The 26831-nt window shown below is 52.3% G+C and carries 22 protein-coding genes and 2 tRNA genes; 6 read left to right on the forward strand and 18 right to left on the reverse strand.

What is annotated here, in order from left to right; genetic code table 11:
- The first annotated feature begins 26 nt into the window (after window positions 1–26).
- Window positions 27–731 carry a formylglycine-generating enzyme family protein gene (locus AC1WNR_RS14130; RefSeq protein ID WP_481645131.1) on the forward strand — a complete coding sequence of 235 codons (705 nt, stop codon included), beginning with the start codon at window positions 27–29 and terminating at the stop codon, window positions 729–731.
- A gap of 100 nt (window positions 732–831) precedes the next feature.
- On the forward strand, window positions 832–1230 hold the full coding sequence (locus tag AC1WNR_RS14135; RefSeq protein ID WP_481645132.1) for a DUF2147 domain-containing protein: 399 nt from the start codon (window positions 832–834) through the stop codon (window positions 1228–1230).
- Window positions 1231–1275: 45 nt separating this feature from the next.
- Here the strand turns inward: AC1WNR_RS14135 and AC1WNR_RS14140 are convergent, their stop codons facing one another.
- The 14 genes from AC1WNR_RS14140 to ftsH all read right to left on the reverse strand — a co-directional run bounded on the left by AC1WNR_RS14140 (window position 1276) and on the right by ftsH (window position 17099).
- Window positions 1276–3003, reverse strand: coding sequence for a protein adenylyltransferase SelO (locus AC1WNR_RS14140; protein ID WP_481645133.1), 1728 nt, complete (start codon window positions 3001–3003; stop codon window positions 1276–1278).
- A gap of 361 nt (window positions 3004–3364) precedes the next feature.
- Window positions 3365–5476: a polyribonucleotide nucleotidyltransferase gene (pnp, locus tag AC1WNR_RS14145; protein WP_481645134.1), complete on the reverse strand. Its 2112-nt coding sequence runs from the start codon at window positions 5474–5476 to the stop codon at window positions 3365–3367.
- A gap of 186 nt (window positions 5477–5662) precedes the next feature.
- Entirely contained in the window at window positions 5663–5932 is a 270-nt protein-coding gene (rpsO, locus tag AC1WNR_RS14150) for a 30S ribosomal protein S15 (RefSeq protein WP_481645135.1), read from the reverse strand.
- A gap of 157 nt (window positions 5933–6089) precedes the next feature.
- Window positions 6090–7031, reverse strand: a complete 942-nt coding sequence (gene truB / locus AC1WNR_RS14155) for a tRNA pseudouridine(55) synthase TruB (RefSeq protein WP_481645136.1) — start codon at window positions 7029–7031, stop codon at window positions 6090–6092.
- Window positions 7032–7034: 3 nt separating this feature from the next.
- Window positions 7035–7409 carry a 30S ribosome-binding factor RbfA gene (rbfA, locus tag AC1WNR_RS14160; RefSeq protein ID WP_481645137.1) on the reverse strand — a complete coding sequence of 125 codons (375 nt, stop codon included), beginning with the start codon at window positions 7407–7409 and terminating at the stop codon, window positions 7035–7037.
- A 20-nt stretch (window positions 7410–7429) separates the two neighbouring features.
- Window positions 7430–9910, reverse strand: a complete 2481-nt coding sequence (infB, locus tag AC1WNR_RS14165) for a translation initiation factor IF-2 (RefSeq protein WP_481645138.1) — start codon at window positions 9908–9910, stop codon at window positions 7430–7432.
- A gap of 31 nt (window positions 9911–9941) precedes the next feature.
- Entirely contained in the window at window positions 9942–11429 is a 1488-nt protein-coding gene (gene nusA, locus AC1WNR_RS14170; RefSeq protein WP_481645139.1) for a transcription termination factor NusA, read from the reverse strand.
- Between the two features lie 30 nt (window positions 11430–11459).
- Window positions 11460–11918 (reverse strand): ribosome maturation factor RimP, encoded by a 459-nt coding sequence (gene rimP, locus AC1WNR_RS14175; RefSeq protein ID WP_481645140.1) that lies wholly within the window; start codon window positions 11916–11918, stop codon window positions 11460–11462.
- A gap of 206 nt (window positions 11919–12124) precedes the next feature.
- Window positions 12125–12201, reverse strand: a tRNA-Met gene (locus tag AC1WNR_RS14180).
- 48 nt (window positions 12202–12249) lie between these two features.
- A tRNA-Leu gene (locus AC1WNR_RS14185) sits at window positions 12250–12335 on the reverse strand.
- Between the two features lie 7 nt (window positions 12336–12342).
- Window positions 12343–12714 carry a preprotein translocase subunit SecG gene (gene secG / locus AC1WNR_RS14190; protein WP_481645141.1) on the reverse strand — a complete coding sequence of 124 codons (372 nt, stop codon included), beginning with the start codon at window positions 12712–12714 and terminating at the stop codon, window positions 12343–12345.
- A 99-nt stretch (window positions 12715–12813) separates the two neighbouring features.
- Window positions 12814–14163: a phosphoglucosamine mutase gene (gene glmM, locus AC1WNR_RS14195; RefSeq protein ID WP_481645142.1), complete on the reverse strand. Its 1350-nt coding sequence runs from the start codon at window positions 14161–14163 to the stop codon at window positions 12814–12816.
- Between the two features lie 36 nt (window positions 14164–14199).
- Window positions 14200–15051 (reverse strand): dihydropteroate synthase, encoded by an 852-nt coding sequence (gene folP, locus AC1WNR_RS14200; protein WP_481645143.1) that lies wholly within the window; start codon window positions 15049–15051, stop codon window positions 14200–14202.
- Between the two features lie 65 nt (window positions 15052–15116).
- Window positions 15117–17099 carry an ATP-dependent zinc metalloprotease FtsH gene (ftsH, locus tag AC1WNR_RS14205; protein ID WP_481645398.1) on the reverse strand — a complete coding sequence of 661 codons (1983 nt, stop codon included), beginning with the start codon at window positions 17097–17099 and terminating at the stop codon, window positions 15117–15119.
- Between the two features lie 364 nt (window positions 17100–17463).
- Between ftsH and yhbY the strand changes: the two genes are divergently transcribed.
- The 4 genes from yhbY (at window position 17464) to AC1WNR_RS14225 (ending at window position 20863) form a co-directional block, all read left to right on the forward strand.
- A complete protein-coding gene (gene yhbY / locus AC1WNR_RS14210; protein WP_481645144.1) occupies window positions 17464–17766 on the forward strand; it encodes a ribosome assembly RNA-binding protein YhbY in 303 nt (100 codons plus the stop codon).
- 207 nt (window positions 17767–17973) lie between these two features.
- A complete protein-coding gene (locus AC1WNR_RS14215; protein ID WP_481645145.1) occupies window positions 17974–19017 on the forward strand; it encodes a TRAP transporter substrate-binding protein in 1044 nt (347 codons plus the stop codon).
- A 119-nt stretch (window positions 19018–19136) separates the two neighbouring features.
- A complete protein-coding gene (locus AC1WNR_RS14220) occupies window positions 19137–19553 on the forward strand; it encodes a TRAP transporter small permease (RefSeq protein WP_481645146.1) in 417 nt (138 codons plus the stop codon).
- Window positions 19550–20863 (forward strand): TRAP transporter large permease, encoded by a 1314-nt coding sequence (locus tag AC1WNR_RS14225; RefSeq protein WP_481645147.1) that lies wholly within the window; start codon window positions 19550–19552, stop codon window positions 20861–20863. Before AC1WNR_RS14220 ends, AC1WNR_RS14225 begins: the two co-directional genes overlap by 4 nt.
- A 263-nt stretch (window positions 20864–21126) precedes the next feature.
- Here the strand turns inward: AC1WNR_RS14225 and greA are convergent, their stop codons facing one another.
- The 4 genes from greA to mepK form a co-directional block, all read right to left on the reverse strand.
- Complete coding sequence (gene greA, locus AC1WNR_RS14230) at window positions 21127–21606, reverse strand: transcription elongation factor GreA (RefSeq protein WP_481645148.1); 480 nt, start codon at window positions 21604–21606, stop codon at window positions 21127–21129.
- Window positions 21603–24824, reverse strand: coding sequence for a carbamoyl-phosphate synthase large subunit (gene carB, locus AC1WNR_RS14235; RefSeq protein ID WP_481645149.1), 3222 nt, complete (start codon window positions 24822–24824; stop codon window positions 21603–21605). The genes greA and carB overlap by 4 nt, the downstream gene beginning before the upstream one ends.
- A 70-nt stretch (window positions 24825–24894) precedes the next feature.
- Window positions 24895–26034, reverse strand: coding sequence for a glutamine-hydrolyzing carbamoyl-phosphate synthase small subunit (gene carA / locus AC1WNR_RS14240; RefSeq protein ID WP_481645150.1), 1140 nt, complete (start codon window positions 26032–26034; stop codon window positions 24895–24897).
- A gap of 221 nt (window positions 26035–26255) precedes the next feature.
- Window positions 26256–26828, reverse strand: a complete 573-nt coding sequence (gene mepK / locus AC1WNR_RS14245; protein WP_481645151.1) for a peptidoglycan L,D-endopeptidase MepK — start codon at window positions 26826–26828, stop codon at window positions 26256–26258.
- Window positions 26829–26831: the final 3 nt, after the last annotated feature.

Here is a 26831-nt window from a genome sequence, read left to right on the forward strand (position 1 = left end):
TGTAACGCTGAGGCGTAAACAGACACATGAAAACATATATCTGCTCTCTGCTTATCGTAATTCCCTATCTAGCTCGGGCTGAAATGGTAGAGCTAGAACAGTTCTTCATAGACAAGACCGAAGTGAGTGTTGGTCAGTTCGAGCTTTATGCAAAGGCGGAATCTATTCTGACCGCGGCAGAGCGTGACGGTGGTGGGCTTGTCTACGAGTTTGGATGGACGCAGAAACCGGGGTGGAACTGGCGTAGCCCATACGGTATTTCTGCCAAACCCAGCGAGCCTGCAGTTCATCTAACATACGATGAAGCCGCTGCCTTCTGCCGCTGGAGCGGCAAACGCCTGCCGACTGAACCCGAATGGATCAGCGCTGCCTACACTGAGCAACGCTCTGGCATGGAGCGCAAAAACTACACCTACCCTACGGGCAACTCACCGATGGGTGCAAACTGCCTAGACGGATGTGGTGAAGTCGTTACGGCGGACGTGAGCGAGCACTTGAATCGCGGGAGGGGCCACGCTGAAGTTGGAACAACCCGAGAAGGCGTGAACGGGCTTTACGATATGGGCGCCAATGTATGGGAGTGGGTGGATATCCCCGACGAGAGCTCAAAAGGTACTCGCGGTGGCTCTTGGTGGTACGGACCTCGACAAATGCGAGCCGACTATGTAGCGACAAAACCGCGCGATATGGCGGTTGTCTATATCGGCTTCCGCTGCGTGAAGGATAAGTAAGGATTGAGACTGGTGAAGTCGGTCGGAGTCTAAATTAGGTCGACAAGCCCTCACCGGCTTCAGATTCAAAACAATTAAAATAAAAACTTAGGGATACAGTATGTACCGACAACTCATTACTGCGTTTAGTGCACTCACTCTTTCAGCTTCAGCAATGTCTGAGCCAGCCTTCGGGACCTGGCAGACCGAACCCGATGACAACGGTAACTATGGCCACATAGTAGTAAGCCCGTGCGCAGACAAGCTTTGCGGAGAGCTTGTACAAAGCTTCTCAGCTAATGGAGAAGTGTTGGAGTCTGAGAATATTGGACGCAACATCATTTGGGATATGACAGCAAAAGGCGATGGCCGATACGACGGTGGTAAAATCTGGTCACCTGACCGAGACAAAACCTATAAATCCAAAATGGAGCTAGTTGATGACGGCAACGGACTTGCCGTTGAAGGGTGTATTCTGTTCGTCTGTCGCGATGGCGGCACCTGGAGACGCGTAAAGTAGCGGTTAGGTTTCAATGGATAATTAAGTAGCAGCCACACAGCCACTCTAGGATGAACAGCTGTAGTGGCTCACGCCGCCTAAACCCCAATACTGCTCGGGCTTGAGACGGTCATGTTGAGCTTCGATTTCGCCGGACTGCTCGCCATAGGGTGCATTCATTACGGTTTGCAGTTGCCGCAGCGGCCCATAGTCACCGTTGTAGGCGGCTTGATAGGTCGGCACAACTAACCACTCCCTGAGAATGTATTTCGGATTAACTGCTCTCATCTGCCGCTTAATCGCGTCAGAGCCCTCAGACGCAACGCGCTCGGCGATAAGCGAATGCCACTGCGCTAACCAGGCGCCCCAGCGCTGCTTTAACTGTTCCGGCACGTCCTGTTGGGAGCTAGGGAGATAGAAACTGACCTCTAGCGCTCTGATGTCCTCAGGAAGATCAGATAGAGCTCTGAAAAACTTGGTGTAATCCACCGGAGTTGCTGTCATTAGCTCAAGCAGCTCATCTAACAGAGCCTTATCGAACTCTGGAAGACCGAGTTTAGAGACCCACATCACCTCCATCTTCTCTTGCATCACTGCAGAGAAGCCGGAGTTAAGCGCCTGTAACTGCTCCAATGCACTTTCATCCTCGGCCACCAGCGGCAGCAGAGCGACCAGGAACATCTGATAATTACGTGCCGCTGCGATCGGCTGATTCATGAAGGCGAAGTGTTCACCCCCACCGGTCCACGGTTGGAAGTTAGGATCAAACTGTTCACAGAAACCAAATGGGCCATAATCGAGGGTAAAGCCTCCCGCAGCACAGTTATCACTGTTGAAGTTACCCTGGCAGTACCCGACGCGAATCCAGTTAGCCACTAGCGAAGTGAGACGCGCACGAAACAGTTCGGCCAGTTTCAGCAGTTTCTCGGTGAGAGGCAGTTGTGAATCGATCTCTCCCGCGTATTCGCGGTCAATTAGATGCAGTACCAGCATCTCTAGCTCATTCATCGCCTCCGGATGCTCGCCTTTGCGCGCTCGGCGCCCAAAAAGCTCTAACTGCCCAACGCGGATGAACGATGGGGCAACGCGCGTTGAAATGGCCACAGTCTCCAATCCCATGCGGTCTGGGTCATAGGAGAAAGAGCCCTCTGAGTACCAAGGGCGCTGCACAGTCTCATCTCGGGAAGCATAGAGACTCAGTGATCTTGAGGTTGGAACGCCAAGCGCATGCATATGCTCCTGTGCCAAAAATTCGCGCACACTCGAGCGCAACACAGCGCGTCCATCCCCCCCACGGCAATAAGGCGTACGCCCACCCCCTTTGAGTTGCATCTCCCAACGCTGCCCCGCGAAAACCCCCTCAAGCACGGATATAGCACGCCCATCACCATAACCGTTGCCGGTCTGAAAGGGACACTGCTGGTAATATTCGCGGCCAAAGATCGAGAGCGCATAGCCGGTTGCCCAACCGGTATTTCGCATAGGCTCGGGCGCAGTAGAAAGGTCACCGGAGAAGAGTTGGATGAATTCGGCAGTATCAGCCAGGCCATCATCTAGGCCCAACTGAGCAAACAGGTTTTGGCTATGAGCTACGTACTCGGGCTTGCTAATGGGCGTTGGTGTAACAGGTACAAAATGCCCAGAGAATACCTGGCGCGGATCATGATCTTGCCCATCTTCACGGGCCTGAGGATCGGCACGAAGCGATTCCACAAAGGAGTAATCAGCGCGCTTTGCGAGCTCATTGAGCGAGCCTATACGTTCACTAGAGGTAGTTGTTACGGTATCCGACATTATCGCTCTCGCATCATCTGGACTGGTGCCAATCATATGAACCCGTGGGCACCCGCCAACATAGTTACGGCTGAAGTGTCAGACAGTTCAATTTGGTCTTATTTTACACTACTGTGTGATTGGCTCTAACCGTTATTGTTTCCTGTAGAGAATGGCTTGCGGCTTCGCATAAATGGACTTCTGTTATGAGCGCTGTACCCAAAGCGTATTAAGCTGCCTTTATCGTCGATAATCTGTCGCGAAATAGCGCTGCGCTCTACATCGCTCGTACAAAAATTTCTAAGAATTAATTCCATAGCGGTCTGCTTTTACAGCATGAAAAAAGGGAGCCGAGGCTCCCTTTTCTAACGTCAACTATTGATTAGTTATCAACAGTCTCGTCCTCTTCCATGTCTTTCATCGACAGTTTGATACGGCCGCGCATATCGACGTCCAACACCTTAACTTTCACGATGTCATCCATGTTGATGTAGTCGGTCACTTTATTCACGCGCTCGTTAGCGATCTGTGATATGTGAACCAGACCATCTTTACCTGGCAGGATGTTTACGAATGCACCGAAGTCTTCGATGCGAACAACCTTACCTTCGTAGATCTTACCAACTTCAGCTTCAGCGGTGATTGCAGTTACGCGATCAACAGCGGCCTTAGACGCCTCTTTGTTGTCAGCGTAAATACGAACTGTGCCGTCGTCGTCCAGGTCGATAGATGCGCCGGTCTCTTCAGTGATTGAACGGATAACAGCACCGCCCTTACCGATAACGTCGCGAATCTTCTCTGGGTTGATCTTAAGCTGAACCATTGCTGGAGCGTGGTCTGCCAGTTCTGGACGAGCGTAGCCGATTACCTTAGCCATCTCACGCAGGATGTGTGTACGTGCATCGTGCGCCTGCTCCAGAGCGATCTCCATGATCTCTTCAGTGATACCGGTGATCTTGATGTCCATCTGCAGTGCAGTAACACCCGCTTCAGTACCCGCTACTTTGAAGTCCATGTCGCCAAGGTGATCTTCGTCACCGAGGATGTCAGTCAGGACTGCAAAGCGATCATCTTCTTTCACCAGACCCATTGCGATACCCGCAACAGCTGCAGAAACAGGAACACCCGCATCCATCATCGCGAGTGAAGAACCACAGACAGAAGCCATTGAAGATGAACCGTTCGATTCAGTGATTTCAGACACCAGACGCATGGTGTATGGGAAAGCTTCCTGAGTAGGAAGAACCGCAGCAACACCGCGGCGAGCCAGACGACCATGACCGATTTCACGACGACCAGCACCACCCATACGACCCGCTTCACCTACAGAGTATGGAGGGAAGTTGTAGTGCAACATAAATGGGTCGCGACGCTCGCCTTCCAGTGCGTCGATGATCTGAACGTCACGGCTCGTACCCAGAGTACAAGCAACGATCGCCTGAGTTTCGCCACGCGTGAAGACAGCAGAACCGTGAACACCTTTAAGAGTGCCCACTTCAACATTGATTGGACGGACAGTCTTAGTGTCACGACCATCGATACGTGGCTGACCGCTGAGGATACGCTCACGTACAGTTGCTTTCTCGATAGAAGCGAAGACTTTAGAGACTTCACCAGCGCCTGGTGCGCCCTCTTCGCCAGTGGCGAACTGAGCAACAACCTGGTCACGCAGAGCGCGTAGGGTATCCTGACGCTGCATCTTGTCAGCAACCTGGAATGCTGCATCGATCTGAGCACCGAAAGCAGCGTTGATAGCGTCAGTCAGCGCAACGTTCTTAGCAGCTGGCTGCCAGTCCCACTTAGGCTTAGCCGCTTCAGCAGCGAACTCGTTGATTGCGTTGATAGCAACCTGCATCTCCTGGTGAGCAAACAAAACTGCGCCAAGCATCTCATCTTCAGAGAGCTCTTTCGCTTCTGACTCAACCATCAGAACCGCGTCGCTAGTACCTGCTACAACCATGTCCAGCTCAGAGCCAGCAAGTTGAGCGTAAGTTGGGTTGAGGATGTAACCTTCATCTTCGGTGAAACCAACGCGCGCAGCGCCGATTGGGCCAAGGAAAGGAATGCCGGAGATAGTCAGTGCCGCAGAGGTACCGATCATCGCTGCCATATCTGGATCGATGTTCTTGTCAGAAGACATCACCGTACACACAACCTGTACTTCGTTCATGAAGCCTTTAGGGAAGAGTGGACGTATCGGACGGTCGATCAGACGTGAAGTTAGCGTCTCTTTCTCGGTAGGACGGGCTTCGCGCTTGAAGAAACCACCTGGGATACGGCCTACAGCGTAGTACTTCTCCTGGTAGTGAACCGACAGAGGGAAGAAATCCTGACCCTCTTTCGCTTCTTTAGCACCAACAACGGTACAAAGAACCTGGGTCTTTTCGTTAACAGTAACCATAACTGCACCAGTTGCCTGGCGAGCTACCTTACCGGTTTCGATCGTTACAGTGTCGTTACCGAACTGGAACGTCTTAGTAATCGCATTAAACATCGATTAGCTCCGTTTTAAGTTAAAGATCTCTGCTGATCGCGAAACTTACATCTTTTAGAGCCAGTACTCAGTTGAGCTCTCTATCTGCGGTAGAAAATCCAATTGAGTACAGGCTTGAGTAACGTGATTTTGCAGAGGTTGATAATGAAAAGGGCCATACAGTGTATGGCCCCCTAGGGTCTGGTCTTAGCGACGCAGGCCCAGACGCTTGATCAGCTCAAGGTAACGATCTGCATCTTTACCTTTGAGGTAGTCCAGCAGCTTACGACGCTGGTTTACCATGCGAATCAGACCGCGACGTGAGTGGTGGTCCTGCTTGTTAGCTTTGAAGTGACCCTGCAGGCCTTCAATGTTAGCAGTCAGCAGTGCAACCTGTACTTCTGGTGAACCAGTGTCGTTCTGGCCGCGACCAAATTCAGCTACGATTTCAGCTTTTTTCTCAACAGACAGTGCCATTGATATTCTCCTACTTACGATATGCACAGGGCCCTACACACAGCAGTTCCCCGGGGTTAAGTCGCGCTGTACCGAGCATATCTTCAGTTCAGCGTCATACCTCAGTTGAGGTAAATCTAAATCTGCTCTTATTCAGAGCGACTGTTCTCTGCGGTACCTATAAAGAGGTATCTAACAAGCGTTTCGCTCGCAAGCGACCGGTCTCATCAACCTCGCCAAGCCCCAGAAAACGGGAATTCTCAAACAGTCTTACCAAGCCACGCTGTTCAAAACGCTCGCCCAGTTTCTGACCTTGGAGTAGTCTAGCTGCCAAAATTTCGCTCAATTCCAGCGATGGCAGGCTCTCTACGGCACTCCAGGGCGGTAATAATACAGCATCCAAACGCGTTTGTATGCACTCTTGCGTCTCGTCCTCGGTCGCTGGCCGAGCCAAAGATTCGAGCTGCTCAAGGGTCAGCATCTGCGCTGATTCGTAATTCGAAACTGCGGTGCGTCGCAACATACTTACGTGTGCGCCACAGCCAAGCTCAAAGCCAAGATCCTCAACAATAGAGCGGATGTAAGTACCCTTAGAACAGTGCACCTCCAGATCAATCTCATCTGCTCGCAGATCAACGAGCTTGATCTCAAAGATGGTCACTTGACGCGGTTTTACCTCGATCTTTTCACCCTTACGTGCAAGCTTGTAAAGCGGCTGGCCGTTGTGCTTTAACGCTGAGAACATCGACGGGACTTGTTCAATCTCACCGAGGAAACGGCGCTCAAGCAGAGCCTCAAGCTCAGCACGATCAATCGCAGGTACCGGCTTAGTCTCCACAACCTCGCCATCAGCATCACTCGAGTCTGTGCGCACACCCAGCTTAGCTGTCGTAATGTAGCGTTTGTCTGAGTCGAGCAGGAACTGTGAAAACTTAGTCGCTTCGCCCAAGCAGATCGGTAAGAGACCCGTTGCTAGCGGATCAAGCGCACCGGTGTGGCCGGCTTTGGCAGCATCGTAGATACGCTTAACACGCTGCAACGCGTGGTTAGAGCTGCAACCTTGGGGCTTATCAAGCAAAAAGACGCCGTCAATGCGGCGCCCTTTCTTACGTCGTGCCATCGGTTATTCGTCTTCCATGCGACGCGCTTTTTCGATCAAGCTCGCCAGATGGCGGCCGCGCTCGACGCTCTCGTCAAAGTGAAAACGTAGGTTAGGCATCACGCGCAATTTGATCTGACGTGAGAGTTCAGCGCGCAGGAAACCTGCGGCATTCTTCAATACAGCCAGGCTATTTGCAGTCGCTTCAGCTTCATCCATCCCGTTTAGCGGTAGTACCGTGATGTATACATCAGCGTAGCCAAGGTCCTTGGCAACTTTAACGTGGTTGATTGTCACCATGCCAAGGCGTGGGTCTTTAATCTCACGGTGAATGAGCTGGGCCAGATCACGCTGGATCTGGTCACCAACTCGGTCGGTACGTTTAAAATCGCGTGCCATATGTAATTGATGACCTCGGATTAAAGTGTACGCTGAACTTCAATGGTGTCGTAAACCTCAATCTGGTCTCCGACTTTAACATCGTTGTAGTTCTTTACACCGATACCACACTCCATACCGTTTCGCACTTCGTTGACGGTATCTTTGAAGCGGCGCAGTGACTCCAGCTCGCCTTCGTAAATTACGACGTTATCACGCAGTACACGGATGCGTTTGTTACGGTAAACCGTACCTTCGATGACCATACAACCAGCGATTGCACCGATCTTAGGCGCTTTGAAGACGTCACGCACTTCAGCGATACCAACGATCTCTTCACGGAACTCTGGCGAGAGCAGACCGCCCATCGCAGCTTTCACGTCATCGATGATGTCGTAGATTACTGAGTAGTAACGCAGCTCCATCTCTTCGCGCTCAACAATCGCACGCGCCTGTGCATCAGCACGAACATTAAAGCCGATCAAAATCGCGGAAGAGGCCAGCGCCAAGTTAGCATCAGTCTCACCGATACCGCCCACACCGCCAGAGACGATGTTCACTTTAACCTCATCAGTAGAGAGATCTTCCAGTGAGTGCGTCAGTGCTTCCAGTGAACCACGTACGTCGGTCTTGATAACGATATTGAGGGACTTAACATCGCCCGCCTGCATGTTGTTGAAGAGGTTCTCCAACTTAGACTGCTGCTGACGCGCCAGTTTAACTTCGCGGAATTTACCCTGACGGAACAGAGCAACTTCGCGCGCCTTCTTCTCACTAGAGACAACAGTGAACTCGTCACCGGCATCCGGTGTGCCGTCCAAACCTTGGATCTCCACTGGAATAGCAGGACCCGCAGACTCTAGCGGAGCACCGTTTTCATCGAGCATAGCTCGGACACGGCCAAAGTTCATGCCAGCCAGTACGATGTCGCCCTTCTTCAGCGTACCATTCTGGATCAGCAGCGTAGCAACTGGACCACGACCCTTATCAAGGCGTGATTCAACCACGACACCCTGGCCAGGAGCATCTTGAACCGCTGTCAGCTCAAGCAGTTCAGCCTGCAGCAGGATAGACTCGAGAAGGTTGTCGATACCTTCACCGCTTTTAGCTGAGACGTTACAGAACTGTACGTCGCCGCCCCAATCCTCTGGAATAACATCACGCTGTGCCAGCTCGTTCTTAACGCGATCTGGATCCGCTTCTGGCTTATCGATTTTGTTCACTGCGACAACAAGAGGTACACCCGCCGCTTTCGCGTGCTGTACTGCCTCTTCAGTCTGCGGCATTACACCGTCATCCGCAGCGACTACCAGAACAACGATATCAGTCAGCGATGCACCACGTGCACGCATTGCGGTAAACGCTGCGTGTCCAGGAGTATCCAGGAAGGTGACCATGCCGTTATCAGTCTCAACGTGGTAAGCACCGATGTGCTGAGTAATACCACCTGACTCGCCCGCTGCTACGCGTGTAGTTCGGATGTAATCGAGCAGAGAGGTCTTACCGTGGTCAACGTGACCCATAACGGTAACAACTGGCGCACGGCCTGTTGCTTCACCTTCGTGCGCTGCAACGCTCTCTAGCAGAGCATCCTCTACCGCATTTTCCTGCATCGGCTTAGCGACGTGACCCATCTCTTCGACAACCAGAGTCGCTGTATCCTGATCGATCGGCTGGTTGATGGTTGCCATAGCACCCATCTTAAACATCACTTTGATTACTTCAGCGGCCTTCACCGACATCTTCTTCGCCAGTTCAGCGACAGTGATGCTCTCAGGAATGCTCACTTCATGCACGATTGCCGCAGTTGGCTTCTCAAAACCGTGCTGGTTTGGCGTGTTACGGCCAGTATGTCTAGCGGCACGCAGTGGCTTTTGAGCAGGACGGTTGTTACCACCCTTACCACGACGTGATTCACCACGCTCAGCACGCTCGTTACGACGGTTATCGCGCTCTTTCCTCTTCTTGCGTGGATCTTCAGCAGCTGGTTCGGCCGGCTTACTCGGCACAGGCTCAGCAGCTTTTGGCTTTTCCACGACTGGCTCTGGCTTAATCTCTGGCGCTGGAGCTTCCTCAGCAACTGGAGCCGCTGGTGCTTCTGCCGGTGCTTCCGCTACTGGCTCAGCTTTCGCTTCAACTACTGGCTCAGGCGCTTTCTCTACCGCTGGAGCCTCAACCGGTGCAGCAACTGCTTCTTCAACCGGAGTCTCTTCAACCTCTTCACGCTTAACGTAGGTACGCTTCTTGCGGACCTCCACGTTTACGGTCTTGCGGCTTGCACCGCCACCGACTTTGAGTGTCGATGTGGTTTTACGTTTAAGTGTGATCTTCTTCGGCTCACCCACTTCTGCATCTTCGCCGTGGCTGCGCTTCAGAAAGGCCAGCAGCTGCTGACGCTCTTCGTCTGTCACTGTGGATTCGGTGTCTTTACCTTTGACGCCCGCTTCCTGCATCTGTGTTACCAAACGCTCAACGGACACACCAACCACATCGGCAAGCTGTTTAATCGTTACTTCTGCCATCTGGGGGTTACTCCCTCTCCGTTGTCTCTAATTACTGCTCTTCGAACCAAGGTGCGCGGGCTGTCATGATCAGCTCACCTGCGCGCTCTTCGGTCATATCTTCAATTTCGAGCAGCTCTTCAATTGACTGCTCCGCAAGATCTTCCATGGTGACAATGCCGCGTGACGCCATTACAAACGCCAGGTGCTTATCCATACCATCCATGTTCAGAAGATCATCTGCTGGCTCTTGTGCACCAAGCTGCTCTTCGTTGGCAATCGCTAAGTTCAGAAGTGCATCTTTAGCACGCTGACGCAGCGCTTCAACGATCTCTTCGTCGAACTCTTCGATCTCAAGCATCTCGTTAACTGGGACGTAAGCCACCTCTTCCAGAGAGGTAAAGCCCTCAGCCACCAGCAGCTCAGCTAGATCGTCATCAACGTCAAGGTGGTGCATGAACAGATCAACAGTTTTACCTGTCTCTGACTCGCTCTTAGCTGCGGCTTCCTCTTCGCTCATCACGTTGAGTTCCCAGCCAGTCAGCTCAGCCGCCAGGCGCACGTTTTGGCCGTTACGACCAATCGCCATTGCCAGCGCTTCCTCAGCAACAGCAACATCCATTGAGTGGGTATCTTCGTCGATTACGATCGAAGCGACTTCAGCCGGTGCCATCGCGTTGATAACCAGTTGCGCTGGGTTATCGTCCCAAAGCACGATATCGACACGCTCATCACCCAGCTCGCCAGATACTGCCTGCACGCGCGAACCGCGCATACCTACACAAGCACCGACTGGATCTAGACGACCATCATTGGTTTTAACTGCAATCTTCGCGCGCGCACCTGGATCACGTGAAGCGGCGCGGATCTCGATCATCTCTTCCGCAACTTCTGGCACTTCGATACGGAACAGCTCGATCAGCATCTCATTAGAGGTACGGCTGAGGATCAGCTGAGGGCCACGGCCTTCAGAGCGAACTTCCTGCAGTACTGCACGCACACGCTCGCCCATACGGAATACTTCGCGTGGAAGTAGATTCTCGCGTGGCAGCAACGCTTCTGCATTGTTACCCAGATCAACGATAACGTTGTCACGGGTCACTTTCTTTACCGTACCGGCGATCAGCTCACCGAGACGGTCAGAGTAGAGTTCAACGACCTTAGCGCGCTCAGCTTCACGAACCTTCTGTACGATGACTTGCTTCGCGGTCTGGGCCGCGATACGACCAAACTTAACCGACTCAACCTGCTCTTCGTGGATGTCACCAGGCTGCAGGTTAGTATCGATCTCTGCTGCCTCTTCCATAGTCAGCTCAGTACCGAGCGCTGGAACAGCGTCATTGTCTACAACCAACCAACGACGGAATGTTTCGTAGTCGCCTGTCGCACGATCGATGACAACACGGATATCCGCCTCTTCGTCGTAGCGCTTTTTAGTCGCAGTCGCCAGAGCCACTTCGATCGCTTCAAAGATCACACCCTTAGGTACATCCTTCTCATTAGAAACCGCTTCGGCTACCAACAGGATCTCTTTGTTCATAATTCGTTCTCGCTCCTAGATTCAAAAGCGTTATTCAAAAGTTGGAATCACGTTGGCACGCTCGATTAGATCGTGCGGCAACAAGTATTCTGTTTGATCAACGACCAGCAGGACTTCATCGCCCTCAATGCCGTTAAGAATTCCTTTAAATTTGCGACGCCCTTCAAATGGCATACGCAGGCGCAACTGCACCATGTGACCGGCATAGGCCTCGAACTGCTCTAGCGTGTAGAGAGGACGATCCATGCCCGGTGATGAAACCTCGAGGGTGTAGTTTTCAGTGATTGGATCTTCAACATCCATCACACCGCTCACCTGGTGGCTAACACGTGCACAATCATCGACGCTGACGCCATTAGGGCCATCGATATAGATGCGCAGAACCGTGTCCTTTCCGGCCGACCTGAAGTCGATACCCCAGAGTTGCAGGTCCAGACCCTGGACAACCGGTTCAATTAACTCTTGTAACAGCTTTAACTTCGCTGACAATTTACTTACCTATAAAACTGATTTACGGCTTCTGGCACTCACGCCAGAAATAAAAAAAGGTCCCATTGGACCCATTTCTGAAAATCTACCACTCCATATGGGAAGGCAGATTGACTGTCTCCTGCGGCAACCTTGCGGTCTCGCTGCGACCCAAATCCTTGGAAGCGCCTACGAAAAAGCCCCTTAAAGGGGCTTCTACCAAAAAGTGGTAGCGGGGGCCGGATTTGAACCAACGACCTTCGGGTTATGAGCCCGACGAGCTACCAGACTGCTCCACCCCGCATCAGAAACAGGTCAAAATATTACGCTTAACCTGTCATTTTTACAAATATGGTGCCCAGAGCCGGACTCGAACCGGCACGTCCTAGGGACACTACCCCCTCAAGATAGCGTGTCTACCAATTCCACCACCTGGGCTAAAACTTTACTTATCACCTACAGTTGGGATGTCTGATGTCCCAGCTGCAGAACTGTCGGCTGCTGGAAGCTCCTGCATAGGTGCTTGTTCGGCCGCAGCCTCGATCACCTCAGCAGCAGGGATACCTGCATCACCAACACTTGCCGCTTTGTTCTTGGCAAAAACCGCCAGTACGAAGCTAGTTGCGAATACACCAGCCGCAAGAATCGCAGTAACACGACCCAATACGCTGCCGCTACCCTGGCTACCGAAAACCGTCTGAGATGCACCGCCACCGAAGCTAGCACCAGCTTCCGCACCCTTACCCTGCTGAAGCAGTACAAGTGCGATGATGCCTGCTGCAAGCAGAACATGAATGATCAGTACGATTGTTTCCATAGCTTTAAGATAACAACTCTTAGCAAGTTTTCGTCGATCACAACGCTTGAGGAACAGCGACCGACTTCAAAAGAGGCGCGAATCTTACCCTAGCAAAAATCAACTTACAAGCGGCTTCAGCGCTTTTTCTACTTTATCCGCAACATCCTGACAGACCTGTCCGACCAGTTGCTCATCGACACCCTCTACCATCACGCGCACAACAGGCTCAGTGCCCGAAGGACGCAGCAAAATGCGACCATCCTCACCCAGGAGTTGCTCAGCTTCAGCAACAGCTTGCTCGATAGGTGCAACACCCTCAATCGATACGCGCTTCTCAAGACGCACATTGATCATCTGCTGCGGCAGCTTGGTCATCCCTTGCTTCAGCTCGTGCAGGCTAGAACCGCTCTCTACCATCGCTTTGAGCACTTGTACGGCCGCAATAGTACCATCGCCCGTTGGCAGCAAGTCACGTACAACGATATGGCCAGAACCCTCCCCACCTAGCACCCAGTTATTCAGATGCAACTGTTCCATCACGTAACGGTCACCGACCTTGGCACGGATAAATGGGATATCGATCTGTTTCAGTGCCTGCTCCATGCCGAGATTGGTCATCAGCGTACCAACAACACCACCTTCGAGCTCACCGGCCAAATGCAGAGACTTAGCGATTATTAGCAGAATCTCATCGCCATCGACGGTCTCACCGGTATGGTCAACTAAGATCAATCGATCACCATCACCATCCAGCGCAATGCCTATATCTGCACCGATCTCCAATACCTTTTCCGTCAAGGCTGCAGGCGAGGTCGCACCGCAGTTGAGGTTGATATTCATACCGTCGGGCTGAGTGCCAATCTCTGTTACCTTAGCACCGAGCTCTGCAAACACTTTGGGCGCCACGTGGTACCCAGCACCGTTGGCGCAATCGACCACAATGTTGAGCCCTTCAAGACTGAAGTGGTGACCACCGCTGGCTTTACAGAATTCGATGTAGCGACCCGCTGCATCATTAATACGGCGCACCTTACCCAGCTCGGCCGAGCATACTGTCGTCATAGCTAGATCAAGCTGAGCTTCGATCTTCTCCTCAACCTCGTCAGGCAGTTTTGTACCCTCAGAACTGAAGAATTTAATACCGTTATCATCGAAAGGGTTGTGCGATGCGCTGATGACGATGCCCGCATTTGCACGGAAGGTGCGCGTCAGATAAGCGATTGCAGGGGTCGGCATGGGCCCAAGAAGCAAAACATCAACACCGGCAGCAGTTAAACCCGCTTCGAGTGCAGATTCGAACATATAGCCCGAGATACGGGTATCCTTACCGATAACCACCTTCGATTGACCATCACGTGCTAGAACACGGCCTACAGCCCAACCCAACTTCAACACAAAGTCCGGCGTAATTGGAAACTCACCTACGCGACCACGAATACCATCGGTACCAAAATACTTTCTTGCCATCTAAATACTTACCCTAAAAATCTTTGGCTCAGAACATTACGCCTTTTCGCGCAACACGGCTTCGGTCATACGGACACAATCCACTGTCGCTGCCACATCATGCACACGAATTATACGCGCGCCGCGCTCAACCGCTAGCGCTACGGTTGCCAAGCCACCTGCTAGACGCTGATCGGGCTCACGATCGAGCAAGTTTCCAATCATAGACTTGCGCGAAGTCCCAGACAAGATGGGCACGCCCAGCTCTTGCAACCGATCCAGACGATTGAGTAGCTGCAAGTTATGTTCCAATGTTTTACCGAAGCCAAAGCCTGGATCGACAATCACCTGCGTACGCTCAACTCCAGCGTCGACACAGCGCGCAATCTGTTGCGCAAGAAAGTCCTGAACTTCAGCAACCACGTCTGAATAACTCGGCGCGCGCTGCATCGTAGCTGGGCTGCCCTGCATATGCATCACACACACTGGCAGACCCGTTGATGCAGCCGCATCTATGGCACCTTCACGCCCTAGCGCCCGCACATCATTGAGAATGCCGGCACCTAAGCTAGCCGCCGCCCGCATGAGCTCAGGCGAGCTCGTATCGATGGAAGTCACCACGTCAACTTCTGCACTAAGGCGCTCCAACACTGGCAGTACTCGATCCATCTCCTCCTGCAGAGAGACTGGATCCGCACCGGGACGGGTCGACTCGCCACCAATATCGATGATAGTCGCACCTTCAGCCACCATCAGCTCTGCGTGCTTGAGGGCTCGGTCGATAGAGAGCGATTGATCACTGTAGAGCTGTCCACCGTCAGAAAAGGAGTCGGGGGTTACATTGAGGATACCCATGATCTGGGTAGAGCGTAGATCTAGCTGGCGCGCGCCGCAGTTTAAAATTGCCACGTATTTACTCTGTGTTAAAAACCAAACAGGCCCGCACTAGCGGGCCTGTTGAAGGTATGGATATATCAGGCCTTCGGCTCTTCGCCTTCCGACTGATCGCCAGCGGCGCCAGGTGCGTCATCGCCATTTGGCATATCAGATTCTACATCCGAAGCTTGTGCTTTCTCAGCTTCAGGCTCTGGCGCTTGATTCTGCGGTGCCGGTTCAGCATCGCGCTCTGGCATGTCGCTCCAACCTTCAGGCGGAGAGACCTCAGTGCGAGCCATAAGCTGATCGATCTGTTCAGCGCCGATGGTCTCGTACTTCATCAGTGCTTCACACATTGAGTCCAGAATATCGCGATTATCTTCGAGTGTCTGGGAAGCACGCTTGTAACATTCATCAATAATGCTACGGACCTCTGCATCAACACGCTTCTGCGTCTCTTCAGACATCGCCTTAGCAGCAGCACCGCCGCCGTAGCCGAATGGATCTTGGTCTTCGCTGCCGTAAAGCAGCGGGCCAAGCTCTTCAGACAGACCCCACTTGGTTACCATGTTGCGAGCGAGGTTAGTCGCTTTCTGGATATCGTTAGATGCACCCGTTGTTACACCCGCTTTACCCAGCGTCATCTCTTCAGCAATACGTCCACCGTAGAGCGAGCATATCTGTGAAATAATCTGTTCACGGCTGTAGCTGTAGCGATCCTCCTCGGGCAGGAACATCGTCACACCCAAAGCGCGGCCACGTGGAATAATCGAGACTTTATAAACCGGATCATGTCCGGGCATAAGACGACCGATGATCGCGTGACCCGCCTCGTGGTAGGCTGTGTTCAAACGCTCTTTGTAGGACATCACCATTGATTTGCGCTCAGCACCCATCATGATCTTGTCTTTCGCCTGCTCGAACATCTCCATACCGACAGTGCGGCGGCTATTACGCGCCGCAAACAGAGCGGCTTCGTTGACTAGGTTTGCCAGATCCGCCCCAGAGAAGCCTGGCGTGCCACGCGCAATCAGCTCAGGCTTAACATCATCACCGAGCGGCACCTTGCGCATGTGGACTTTAAGAATTTTCTCACGTCCCTGAATATCAGGTAGACCAACATGAACCTGACGGTCGAAACGCCCCGGACGCAGCAGTGCCGGGTCGAGTACATCTGGGCGGTTGGTTGCAGCGATCACGATGATACCTTCGGTACCCTCAAAGCCATCCATCTCAACAAGTAACTGGTTAAGGGTCTGCTCACGCTCATCGTTACCACCACCGAGGCCTACACCACGTGAGCGACCGACAGCGTCAATCTCGTCGATAAAGATGATGCAGGGGGCGTGTTTCTTCGCCTGATCAAACATGTCACGTACACGCGATGCACCGACACCAACAAACATTTCAACGAAGTCAGAGCCCGAAATACTGAAGAACGGCACTTTAGCTTCACCCGCTATCGCTTTCGCCAGCAAAGTTTTACCTGTACCAGGGCTGCCTGCCATAAGGACACCGCGAGGGATATGACCACCCAAGCGCTGGAACTTGCCCGGATCACGCAGATAATCCACCAGCTCCTGAACCTCTTCTTTGGCTTCCTCCACGCCGGCGACGTCCTCGAAGGTCGTTTTAACCTGGTCTTCGCTCATCATCTTAGCTTTGGACTTGCCAAAAGACATCGGGCCTCCGCGGCCACCGCCACCGCCCTGCATCTGGCGCATGAAGAACATAAAAACAGCGATAATGACGAGGATCGGGAAGGATGCGACCAGCAGCTGCGACCAGATGCTCTGCTGCTCTGGCATCTTGCCCTCAACAGCCACATTATTCTGCAAAAGGTCATCGATCAGCTTAGGATCTGAAATCGCTGGACGCACGGTCTCAAAGCGCTCACCATTTTGGCGGGTGCCCTCAATGGTATAACCATCAACAACCACTCGATCTACACGTCCCGATTGGACCTCTTCAACAAAGTCAGAATAACTTATGCGGCGAGAATCCACTTCGGTGCTGAAATTGTTAAAGATAGTAAGCAGCACCGCTGCGATTACTAACCAAAGCACCAGGTTTTTGGCCATATCGTTCAAAGAAAAACACCTCTAAATTGATCGGCTACAAGTTAGTCCTCTTCTACTGGGTAACTTGTACGCCACAAAATCCTTTTCCGAGCAACTCTGCATTGTGCAAATCGTTTGCTGTTTTTCGACCCTGCAGGTCGTTTCAGATCAGATTACTAATCAGCGAACTACAGAGTAGATGGGGATAATCACCAAAAATACAACAGCACACCTGTCTTCTTGCTGAATCCGACCTTGAAAGTTTCGCGATGCTAACACGTGATCGTCCTTTCAAACAGTCTGAAAGGCTTGTATCTACTATGCCGGAGGCAAAGCGGGTAAACTAAACGTTAATTACAGCACTATTTTAGGACAGCAGTTTAGTATGAGCCTCACGAACGATCAAAAGAAGCGTTTACGTAACGTTGCACACAAGCTCAACCCAATCGTAACCGTCGGTGGTAACGGCCTCTCAGAAAATGTACAGCTTGAGGTAGACCGTGCGCTTGAAGACCACGAACTGATCAAAGTGAAGTTTGCGGTCGGTGATCGGGATCTAAAGCGTCAACTGATCAAAGAGTTAGTAGAGATTGTTGAGGCACAACTGATCCAAGAGATTGGTAACATTGCGGTTCTTTTCCGCCCTTCGGACGAGCCGAATCCCAAACTTTCCAATCTAATGCGCTAGCAATTTCGCTAGCTAGAGGTCGCCCATTAACGGGCGGCCTCTTTTTTTTGAATACCCCTCTTCTAAAATCCAATCTACGCTCATACTAGGCTAGAAGTAGTATCAAGCGTCAGATACATTGTGATTGATTGCTGCTCGGCGATACTCGAGCCAAGACTGGCATTTGAGATTCCAAATACAGAACGCTAACAACCCCAGGAGTAAACAATGATTAAAAAATTTATGGTTAAAGCCATGGCTGTTGCTGTAATGGGCGCCGCTCTCTCAATGGCTGCGCAGGCTGCTGAAGTGACACTGAAGTACCACAGCTTCCTGCCAGGCAAAGCGCCAGCTCACTCAAAACTGATTAAAGAGTGGACCGAGTCAATTGCCGAAGCTTCAAACGGCCGAATTGAAGTGAAGATGTACACTGCAATGCAGCTTGGTGGTAAGCCACCTCAGCTGGTTGACCAGGTTCAGGACGGCTTTGCCGATATCATCTGGACACTCCCAGGCTATACTCCAGGGCGCTACCCAGCGATCTCTGCATTCGAACTTCCATTCATGGTGACCGATGCAGAACAGACTTCACAGGCGCTGCAGGCTTACTACGAAGCGAATCCTTCGGTGCAGGCTGAGTTCGCAGATATGCATCCACTATTTTTCTGGGTACATGATCGTGGTGTCGTTTATTCGAAAGGCGATGCAATCGATACAGTTGCTAAGTTTGAAGGCAAGAAGCTGCGTAATCCAAGCCGCCCTGTAGCGATGGCGTTGGAAGCACTGGGCGCGACTCCGGTTGGCATGCCAGTACCCGAAATGCCACAGGCTTTGGCGAAGAATGTTATCGACGGTACTGTTGTTCCATTCGAGATCGTTCCAGCACTGCGCCTGCATGAACTGGTTGATAATGCCGTTGAAGTTCAAGATGCGGATGGTCGTGGCCTCTACACCTCAGTATTCGTAATGGGCATGAACAAGGCTAAATACGAATCGCTGCCAGCTGATCTGAAGAAAGTAATCGACGATCACTCAGGTATGGCGATGTCCAAGCAGTTTGGCGAGTTCTTCAAGAACGCTGAGAACGTAGGTCGCAAGATGATCGACGAGAAAGCAACACGCCAGATCATGGCGGCGGCTGAAGTGACTAAGATGCGCGAAGCGACCAAAGATGTAGCGACCGACTGGGTGCGCGAAATGAACGAGCGTGGCCTCGATGGTCAGGCTCTGCTGGAATCTGCTCAGGCTGCTCTGAACAAATACAGCAAGTAAACCAAGACTAAGGGTGAAAGTCAGTGTCACAACTGTTAACGAAAACCCGGTCAATCGTCTCCCTTTATGAGCAAGCCACTATGTGGCTTGCTCTTTTAGGGGGGGTAGTTTTGACCCTGATGGCCGTTACAACTGTAGTCAGTGTGGGTGGTCGATACTTCTTCTCTGCACCCATTCAGGGTGATACAGAGATCGTGCAGATGTTTACTGCAGTCGTCGTGGCGCTCTGCCTACCCTACTGCCAGATGCGTTTTGGCAATGTTATTGTCGACGTCCTAACCTCATCTGCTCCACGAATTTTCCGGCTAACGATGGACGTTATCGGTAGTCTTCTACTCGGCGGCCTATTTGCCATCCTCGCGTACTACACATACGACGGTGGTCTTTCTGCAGCCAAATATGGCAACGAGACCATGATGTTGCGCATGAAGGAGTGGTACTTCTACGACACAATCGCTTTCGGATTTGTTCTAACTTCGCTGGCAGGTTTTGTTAAACCCATTGCGTTAATCGCTGATTACGAAGGTTCAAAATGAGTTCTGAAGTCATTGCAGGACTAATGATCCTGTTCATGCTAGTTATTATGTTTTTGCGAGTACCCATCGGTATCGCAATGATGCTCTCAGGTGTTATCGGTTACTCCATCATCGACGACTTCAGCACCCTAACCTACTACATGAAAGGCTCGTCATTCGCACAGATGGCCAGCCACTCTCTTGCGGTAATCCCCCTGTTCCTATTTATGGGTAACCTCGCGGCACGCTCAGGCATTAGCCGCTCGCTGTTTGTTGGCGTCAACGCGTTTATCGGCCATCGTCGCGGCGGCCTAGCACTTGCAGCAGTCGGCGGTTGCGGCCTGTTCGGCGCGATCTGCGGAAGCTCACTAGCAACTGCAGCCACCATGGGCTCGGTAGCGCTGCCGGAGATGAAGCGACACGGCTATCACGGTGCTCTGGCGACCGGTGCACTCGCTGCCGGTGGTACGTTAGGTATTCTAATCCCACCCTCAATCGTGCTGATCATCTACGCGATCCTAACCGAGCAGAACATCGTTAAACTGTTTATGGCGGCGATGGTACCGGGAATCATGGCCGTGATGGGCTACATGCTAGTCATAGCGATCGTCGTTAAGCTCAAGCCCCACTACGCCGACAAAACTGAGAAGGCGAGCTGGGCCGAGCGTGGTAAAGCGCTGCTCGAACTGATTCCCGCTTCAATTCTGTTTATTGGTGTCCTTGGCGGTATCTACGGCGGCGTATTCACTCCATCGGAAGCCGCGGCCTATGGCGTCGTGGGCACAATCGTTATTGCGCTGATCAACCGTCAGCTGACTTGGCAAGGTTTTGGTGAGTGCATTAAACAGACTGCAGTAAATACCGGTATGATCTTCGTGATCATTCTCGGCGCAGATATCTTCAACGCATTCCTCAGCTTGTCAGGCATGCCGCAGGCGCTCGCCGATTGGATCGTGGGGGCAGAGGTGACCCCGATGCTGGTTCTTCTGCTAATGCTAGCCGTCTATCTAGTACTGGGCTGCTTGATGGACTCGCTGTCGATGATTCTACTAACAGTGCCAATCTTCTTCCCGGCGATCATGTCTCTCGATTTCGGCATGACCTACGAGCAGACCGCACTCTGGTTCGGCATCATCTGTTTGATCGTTGTTGAAGTAGGCATGATCACCCCACCAGTGGGGATGAACGTCTTCATCATCAACAAGATCGCCGATGGCGTGCCGATGCGCGACACCTTTATCGGTGTACTCCCGTTCCTCGCATCTGATTTCGTTCGCGTCATCCTGTTGCTGCTGTTCCCTGTGCTTACCTGGGGCATCATTCCGGACTAACCGGTCTGACTCACTTTAAGAAGCCACTCATCTGAGTGGCTTTTTTGTGGGTAACGAAAATGCGGAGCCGGGGAGTGTTTCTCGGATCTTGTTTGCCATGGATGGCAAACACGAAGCGCCCCATGGATGGGCTTGCAGCGTTCCGAGAAATACTTCCCAGCTTCGCTTTTCATAAACAAAAAAAAGACCGCTAATGCGGCCTTTTTTGTCGGCACCTGCGCTGCGCGCAGATACCTCCTACAGCGGATGACTCATGTACAAAGCTAGATGTGCTTAACCTCAGCCACCTCGTACTCAATCAAACCTTTTGGCGTTGTAACTGCAGCTACATCACCTTCCTCTTTGCCGATCAAAGCGCGAGCGATAGGGGAGTTGATTGAGATCTTACGCTCTTTCAGGTTTGCTTCGTCATCACCTACGATCTTGTAGGTAACTTCTTCGTCAGTTTCGAGGTTGACCAGATCGACGGTGGTACCGAAGATTACCTTACCGGTGTGCGGCAAGCTGGATACATCGATAACCTGAGCGAGAGAGAGCTTGCTCTCGATCTCTGCGATACGACCCTCAATGAAGCCCTGCTGTTCACGCGCTGCGTGATACTCGGCGTTCTCTTTTAGGTCGCCGTGTTCACGCGCTTCGGCGATAGCAGCAACCACTTCTGGACGCGCTTTAGTTTTGAGATGTTCAAGTTCAGAGCGAAGTGCAACTTCACCCTCAACCGTCATTGGTACTCGATTACTCATGCTGATACCTCTGCATGTACATCCTGCAAGCGACGTACTTCACGCTCTTCACCAAACTGCAGAGCTGCAGCTACGGCTTCAGCACCTGCCAGCGTCGTGGTGTAAGGTACTTTGTGCTGCAGCGCTGCACGACGGATGTCGGCAGAGTCTGCAATCGCCTTGCGGCCTTCAGTGGTGTTTACTACGTAAGCAATCTCACCGTTCTTCAGCATATCAACGATGTTTGGACGGCCCTCTGCCACCTTGTTTACAACCTTAGCTTCAAGGCCGCTATCGTTCAGGTGCTTCGCCGTGCCAGCTGTTGCAACCAGAGAGAAGCCAAGCGTAACAAGATCCTGCGCCAGCTTAACGACGCCCGCCTTATCGACATCGCGAACCGAGATGAACGCATTACCTGGCTTAGGCATCTTCTCACCCGCACCAATCTGCGCTTTCATGAACGCTTCACCGAAGGTGACACCGGTACCCATAACTTCACCGGTCGACTTCATTTCAGGGCCAAGGATTGGGTCCACGCCCTGGAACTTGTTGAACGGGAATACCGCTTCCTTGACGTTGAAGAACTTAGGTACGATCTCTTCCGTAAAGCCAAGCTCTTTCAAAGACTTACCAGTCATAACCAGTGCAGCGATTTTCGCCAGTGATACACCGATACACTTAGATACGAATGGAACCGTACGTGATGCACGTGGGTTCACTTCGATCACATAGATCTCGCCATCCTGGTAAGCCAGCTGTACGTTCATCAGACCGACAACGCCAAGTTCCAGTGCCATCTTACGCACCATCTCACGCATTTCGTCCTGAATATCCGCTGCCAAATTGTATGGCGGCAATGAACACGCCGAGTCACCTGAGTGAACACCTGCCTGTTCTATATGCTGCATGATTGCACCAATGACAACCTGCTCACCGTCACAGACCGCATCAATATCGACTTCGATTGCAGCGTTGAGGAAGTGGTCAAGCAGTACAGGCGCTTCGTTTGAAACCTGTACCGCAGTGTTCATGTATTTACGCAGCTCGTCCTCTTTGTAGACGATCTCCATCGCACGGCCACCGAGCACGTACGAAGGACGCACAACCAGTGGGTAGCCAATCTTCTCAGCTTCTACGATAGCGGCATCAAGGCTACGCACAGTCGCGTTCTCAGGCTGTTTCAGCCCCAGACGCTTAAGCATCTGCTGGAACTGCTCGCGGTCTTCCGCGCGGTCGATCGCTTCAGATGAGGTACCGATAATAGGTACACCTGCTTGCTCAAGAGCAACAGCCAGTTTCAATGGAGTCTGACCACCGTACTGCACGATAACGCCTTTCGGCTTCTCCACTTCAACGATCTCAAGCACATCTTCCAGTGTGATTGGCTCGAAGTAGAGGCGATCAGAGGTGTCGTAGTCAGTTGATACTGTCTCTGGGTTACAGTTCACCATGATGGTCTCGTAACCATCTTCACGCGCCGCAAGTGCTGCGTGTACACAGCAGTAGTCAAACTCGATACCCTGGCCGATACGGTTAGGGCCACCGCCGATAACCATAATCTTGTCGCGATCAGATGGGTTCGCTTCACACTCTTCCTCGTAGGTTGAGTACATGTAAGCCGTATCCGTGGCAAACTCTGCCGCACAGGTATCAACACGTTTGAATACAGGGCGTACGTTGAGTTTCTGACGCTGTTTGCGGAACTGCTTCTCAGACACCCCGAGTAGCTTCGCCAGGCGGCCATCAGAGAAACCTTTGCGCTTGAGGCGATAAATCATATCGCCAGTAAGATCGCTCAGCGCAGTTTCAGAGACGCGCTGCTCATCTCTGATCAGATCTTCGATCTGAATCAGGAACCAGGGGTCTACACCGCTGAGTTTGTAGATCTCATCGACGCTCATGCCCATACGGAAAGCGTCACCGATGTACCAAATACGCTCGGCACCTGGCTGAGTCAGCTCATGGATCAGCTCGTCACGCGCATCTTCTGCATCAAGATCTAGAATAGGATCGAAGCCTTCAGAGCCCACTTCCAGTCCACGCAGTGCTTTCTGCAGCGACTCCTGCTGAGTACGGCCAATCGCCATCACCTCACCAACAGACTTCATCTGAGTCGTCAGACGGTCATTGGCCTGTGGGAATTTCTCGAAGGTGAAGCGAGGAATCTTAGTGACAACGTAATCGATAGCCGGCTCGAACGATGCTGGGGTACGACCGCCAGTAATGTCGTTGTGCAGCTCATCCAGGGTGTAACCAACGGCCAGCTTCGCAGCCACCTTAGCAATCGGGAAGCCTGTAGCCTTGGATGCCAGAGCCGAAGAGCGAGATACACGCGGGTTCATCTCGATGACAACCATGCGGCCCGTGTCAGGGCAAACACCAAACTGCACGTTCGAACCGCCCGTCTCCACACCGATTTCACGCAGTACCGCGAGAGATGCATTACGCATCAATTGGTACTCTTTATCAGTCAGTGTCTGCGCTGGAGCTACAGTGATGGAGTCACCTGTGTGCACGCCCATCGCATCGAAGTTTTCGATAGAACAGATGATGATACAGTTGTCGTTCTTATCGCGGACAACCTCCATCTCGTACTCTTTCCAACCGATCAGCGACTCGTCGATCAGCAGCTCGTTGGTTGGAGACAGATCAAGGCCACGTTCACAGATCTCGATGAACTCTTCCTTGTTGTAAGCGATACCGCCACCTGAACCACCCATAGTGAATGATGGGCGAATGATTGCAGGGAAGCCGATGGAGTCCAGAACCTGCAGTGCCTCTTCGAGTGAGTGTGCGATAGATGCACGTGGACACTCAAGGCCGATGTTCTTCATCGCTTTGTCGAAGCGCTCGCGGTCTTCCGCTTTATCGATTGCGTCCTGAGTCGCACCGATCATCTCAACACCGAACTTAGCCAGTACGCCTTCGCGATCCAGATCGAGCGCACAGTTCAATGCAGTCTGCCCACCCATGGTTGGCAGCAGTGCATCTGGACGCTCTTTCTCGATAATCTTCGCAACTGTTTTCCAGTTGATCGGCTCGATATACGTCGCATCAGCCATCGCTGGGTCAGTCATGATGGTCGCTGGGTTTGAGTTAACCAGAATGACACGGTAGCCCTCTTCGCGCAGCGCTTTACACGCCTGTGCGCCTGAGTAGTCAAACTCACACGCCTGGCCGATAACAATTGGGCCGGCGCCGAGGATCAGAATACTTTTTAAGTCGGTACGTTTTGGCATCTGTAAAACCTAATCTCTAAAACTTATTAATCCCGTAGCTTTCGCTATTCGCTCTGATTGAGAATCGCTCTTAGCCGGTCTGGCGAGCTGACATCATCTCAATGAAGCGATCGAACAGTGGTGCCACATCATGTGGTCCTGGGCTCGCTTCTGGGTGTCCCTGGAAACTGAATGCCGGACGATCCGTGCGCTCAATCCCTTGTAGGGAGCCATCAAACAGAGATTTGTGGGTCGCACGCAGTGTCGATGGCAGGCTATCTTCTGCTACTGCGAAACCGTGGTTCTGGCTAGTAATCATGACCTGCTTACTATCAAGATCCTGTACAGGGTGGTTGGCACCATGGTGACCAAATTTCATCTTCTCAGTCTGCGCACCTGACGCCAGCGCTAGCAGCTGATGGCCGAGACAGATACCAAACACTGGAAGTTCGGTTTTCAGAATTTCAGTAATAGCCTCAATCGCGTAGTCACATGGCTCTGGGTCACCGGGACCATTGGACAGAAATACGCCATCTGGGTTCATTGCCAGCACCTCTGCAGCCGGAGTCTGAGCCGGCACCACAGTGAGGCGACAGCCACGCTCAACCAGCATGCGCAGAATGTTGTGTTTTACGCCGAAATCATAGGCGACTACATGGAAAGGCTGTTCAGAACCTGCCTTCTCAACGTAGCCCGTACCCAGTTCCCAAGTGGAGGTGCTCCAGTTACCAGTCGTTTCGCGGGTTACGACTTTTGCCAGGTCCATACCTTTAAGGCCGGGGAAAGCGCCAGCCAATTCGAGCGCTTTGGCTTCATCTATATTATCGCCAGCCATAATGCAGCCGTTCTGAGCGCCCTTCTCGCGCAGAATACGGGTCAAACGACGAGTATCGATATCAGCAATGCCGACGATGCCGCGCTCACGCAGGTACTCGTCCAGCGCTTGCTCAGAGCGGAAGTTGCTCGCCATTAGCGGAAGATCACGAATGACTAAGCCCGCAACCCAAGTCTTATCCGACTCGGCATCTTCGACGTTACAGCCAACGTTACCGATATGTGGGTAGGTCAGCGTCACGATCTGACGGCAGTAGGATGGGTCGGTGAGAATCTCCTGGTAACCTGTCATCGAGGTATTGAAAACGACCTCTCCGACAGACTCGCCTTCGGCGCCAATCGAAATCCCTCTGAAAATTGAACCATCTTCAAGAGCTAGAATGGCTGACTGCGTCAATGTGACCTCCCCGCGGAATCGCTAACATCAAAAACTGTGGGGCATAGTTGTGAAAAAGCGAGGCCAAACTGATGGTTCGCCTCGCTCTAAAAACATGCCGTATGAAGGGTCGCCGCGGATCGCGCGGCCAAAACCTGCGGTATTCTACTCGAACACCCCAATACTGTCTATCGCATTTAGGGGTTAGAGCCCTGAGTATGCAACCAGTAATGCCTGGGGTCTTACTTACCCCAAAAACGCACGCGCCCGGTATCAAGGTGTAGGAAGTTGGATCCAGTGTACAGTCCCACTCCACCTGATTTAGCCGCCAAAGCCGCCTTATGCAGATGTTTCAAGTCGGTGCCCGGCAGACGCACATCAATCGCCTGTCCCAGCATGTGCAGACTCTTCTTCGCCACGCCCGAGCTCTTGGAGCGCAGTGCTGCATTGGTTTTAGGTGAGCGATAACCGGAGATGATCTCAAACGAACGCGAATTGCCGGTCGCAAGCTGTAACTGATGCAGAAGATCGATCAGATCGCGATCCATCTGATAGCGCTCACCGGTGCGGAAATCGCGCAGCAGATGATTGATCTCAGCCAGCGACTCATCAATGTACTGGCCATCCGCCCAGTAAGTGAGCTTGAGCTTCTCGCCAGTGTGTAGGTGGTTGAATGCCAGACTTCGCTCTTTCTCAAGAGATGCCAAAGCAACGTTAGGAAATGCGGCTGCGGCAGCAGCCAAGGTTGCGCACTTAATAAATCCTCGACGCGACAACAAATCTACCCCTCCGTGGGTACTCTTCTGATTGGCCATACC

It is taken from the genome of Marinobacterium marisflavi (assembly GCF_982447095.1).

Bases quoted from the DNA above. Each gene is read 5' to 3' on its own strand.
- AC1WNR_RS14130 (WP_481645131.1), top strand. From the start codon at position 27: ATGAAAACATATATCTGCTCTCTGCTTATCGTAATTCCCTATCTAGCT.
- AC1WNR_RS14135 (WP_481645132.1), top strand. From the start codon at position 832: ATGTACCGACAACTCATTACTGCGTTTAGTGCACTCACTCTTTCAGCT.
- AC1WNR_RS14140 (WP_481645133.1), bottom strand. From the start codon at position 3,003: ATGTCGGATACCGTAACAACTACCTCTAGTGAACGTATAGGCTCGCTC.
- pnp (WP_481645134.1), bottom strand. From the start codon at position 5,476: ATGTTTAATGCGATTACTAAGACGTTCCAGTTCGGTAACGACACTGTA.
- rpsO (WP_481645135.1), bottom strand. From the start codon at position 5,932: ATGGCACTGTCTGTTGAGAAAAAAGCTGAAATCGTAGCTGAATTTGGT.
- truB (WP_481645136.1), bottom strand. From the start codon at position 7,031: ATGGCACGACGTAAGAAAGGGCGCCGCATTGACGGCGTCTTTTTGCTT.
- rbfA (WP_481645137.1), bottom strand. From the start codon at position 7,409: ATGGCACGCGATTTTAAACGTACCGACCGAGTTGGTGACCAGATCCAG.
- infB (WP_481645138.1), bottom strand. From the start codon at position 9,910: ATGGCAGAAGTAACGATTAAACAGCTTGCCGATGTGGTTGGTGTGTCC.
- nusA (WP_481645139.1), bottom strand. From the start codon at position 11,429: ATGAACAAAGAGATCCTGTTGGTAGCCGAAGCGGTTTCTAATGAGAAG.
- secG (WP_481645141.1), bottom strand. From the start codon at position 12,714: ATGGAAACAATCGTACTGATCATTCATGTTCTGCTTGCAGCAGGCATC.
- glmM (WP_481645142.1), bottom strand. From the start codon at position 14,163: ATGGCAAGAAAGTATTTTGGTACCGATGGTATTCGTGGTCGCGTAGGT.
- ftsH (WP_481645398.1), bottom strand. From the start codon at position 17,099: ATGGCCAAAAACCTGGTGCTTTGGTTAGTAATCGCAGCGGTGCTGCTT.
- yhbY (WP_481645144.1), top strand. From the start codon at position 17,464: ATGAGCCTCACGAACGATCAAAAGAAGCGTTTACGTAACGTTGCACAC.
- AC1WNR_RS14215 (WP_481645145.1), top strand. From the start codon at position 17,974: ATGATTAAAAAATTTATGGTTAAAGCCATGGCTGTTGCTGTAATGGGC.
- AC1WNR_RS14220 (WP_481645146.1), top strand. From the start codon at position 19,137: ATGGCCGTTACAACTGTAGTCAGTGTGGGTGGTCGATACTTCTTCTCT.
- AC1WNR_RS14225 (WP_481645147.1), top strand. From the start codon at position 19,550: ATGAGTTCTGAAGTCATTGCAGGACTAATGATCCTGTTCATGCTAGTT.
- greA (WP_481645148.1), bottom strand. From the start codon at position 21,606: ATGAGTAATCGAGTACCAATGACGGTTGAGGGTGAAGTTGCACTTCGC.
- carB (WP_481645149.1), bottom strand. From the start codon at position 24,824: ATGCCAAAACGTACCGACTTAAAAAGTATTCTGATCCTCGGCGCCGGC.
- mepK (WP_481645151.1), bottom strand. From the start codon at position 26,828: ATGGCCAATCAGAAGAGTACCCACGGAGGGGTAGATTTGTTGTCGCGT.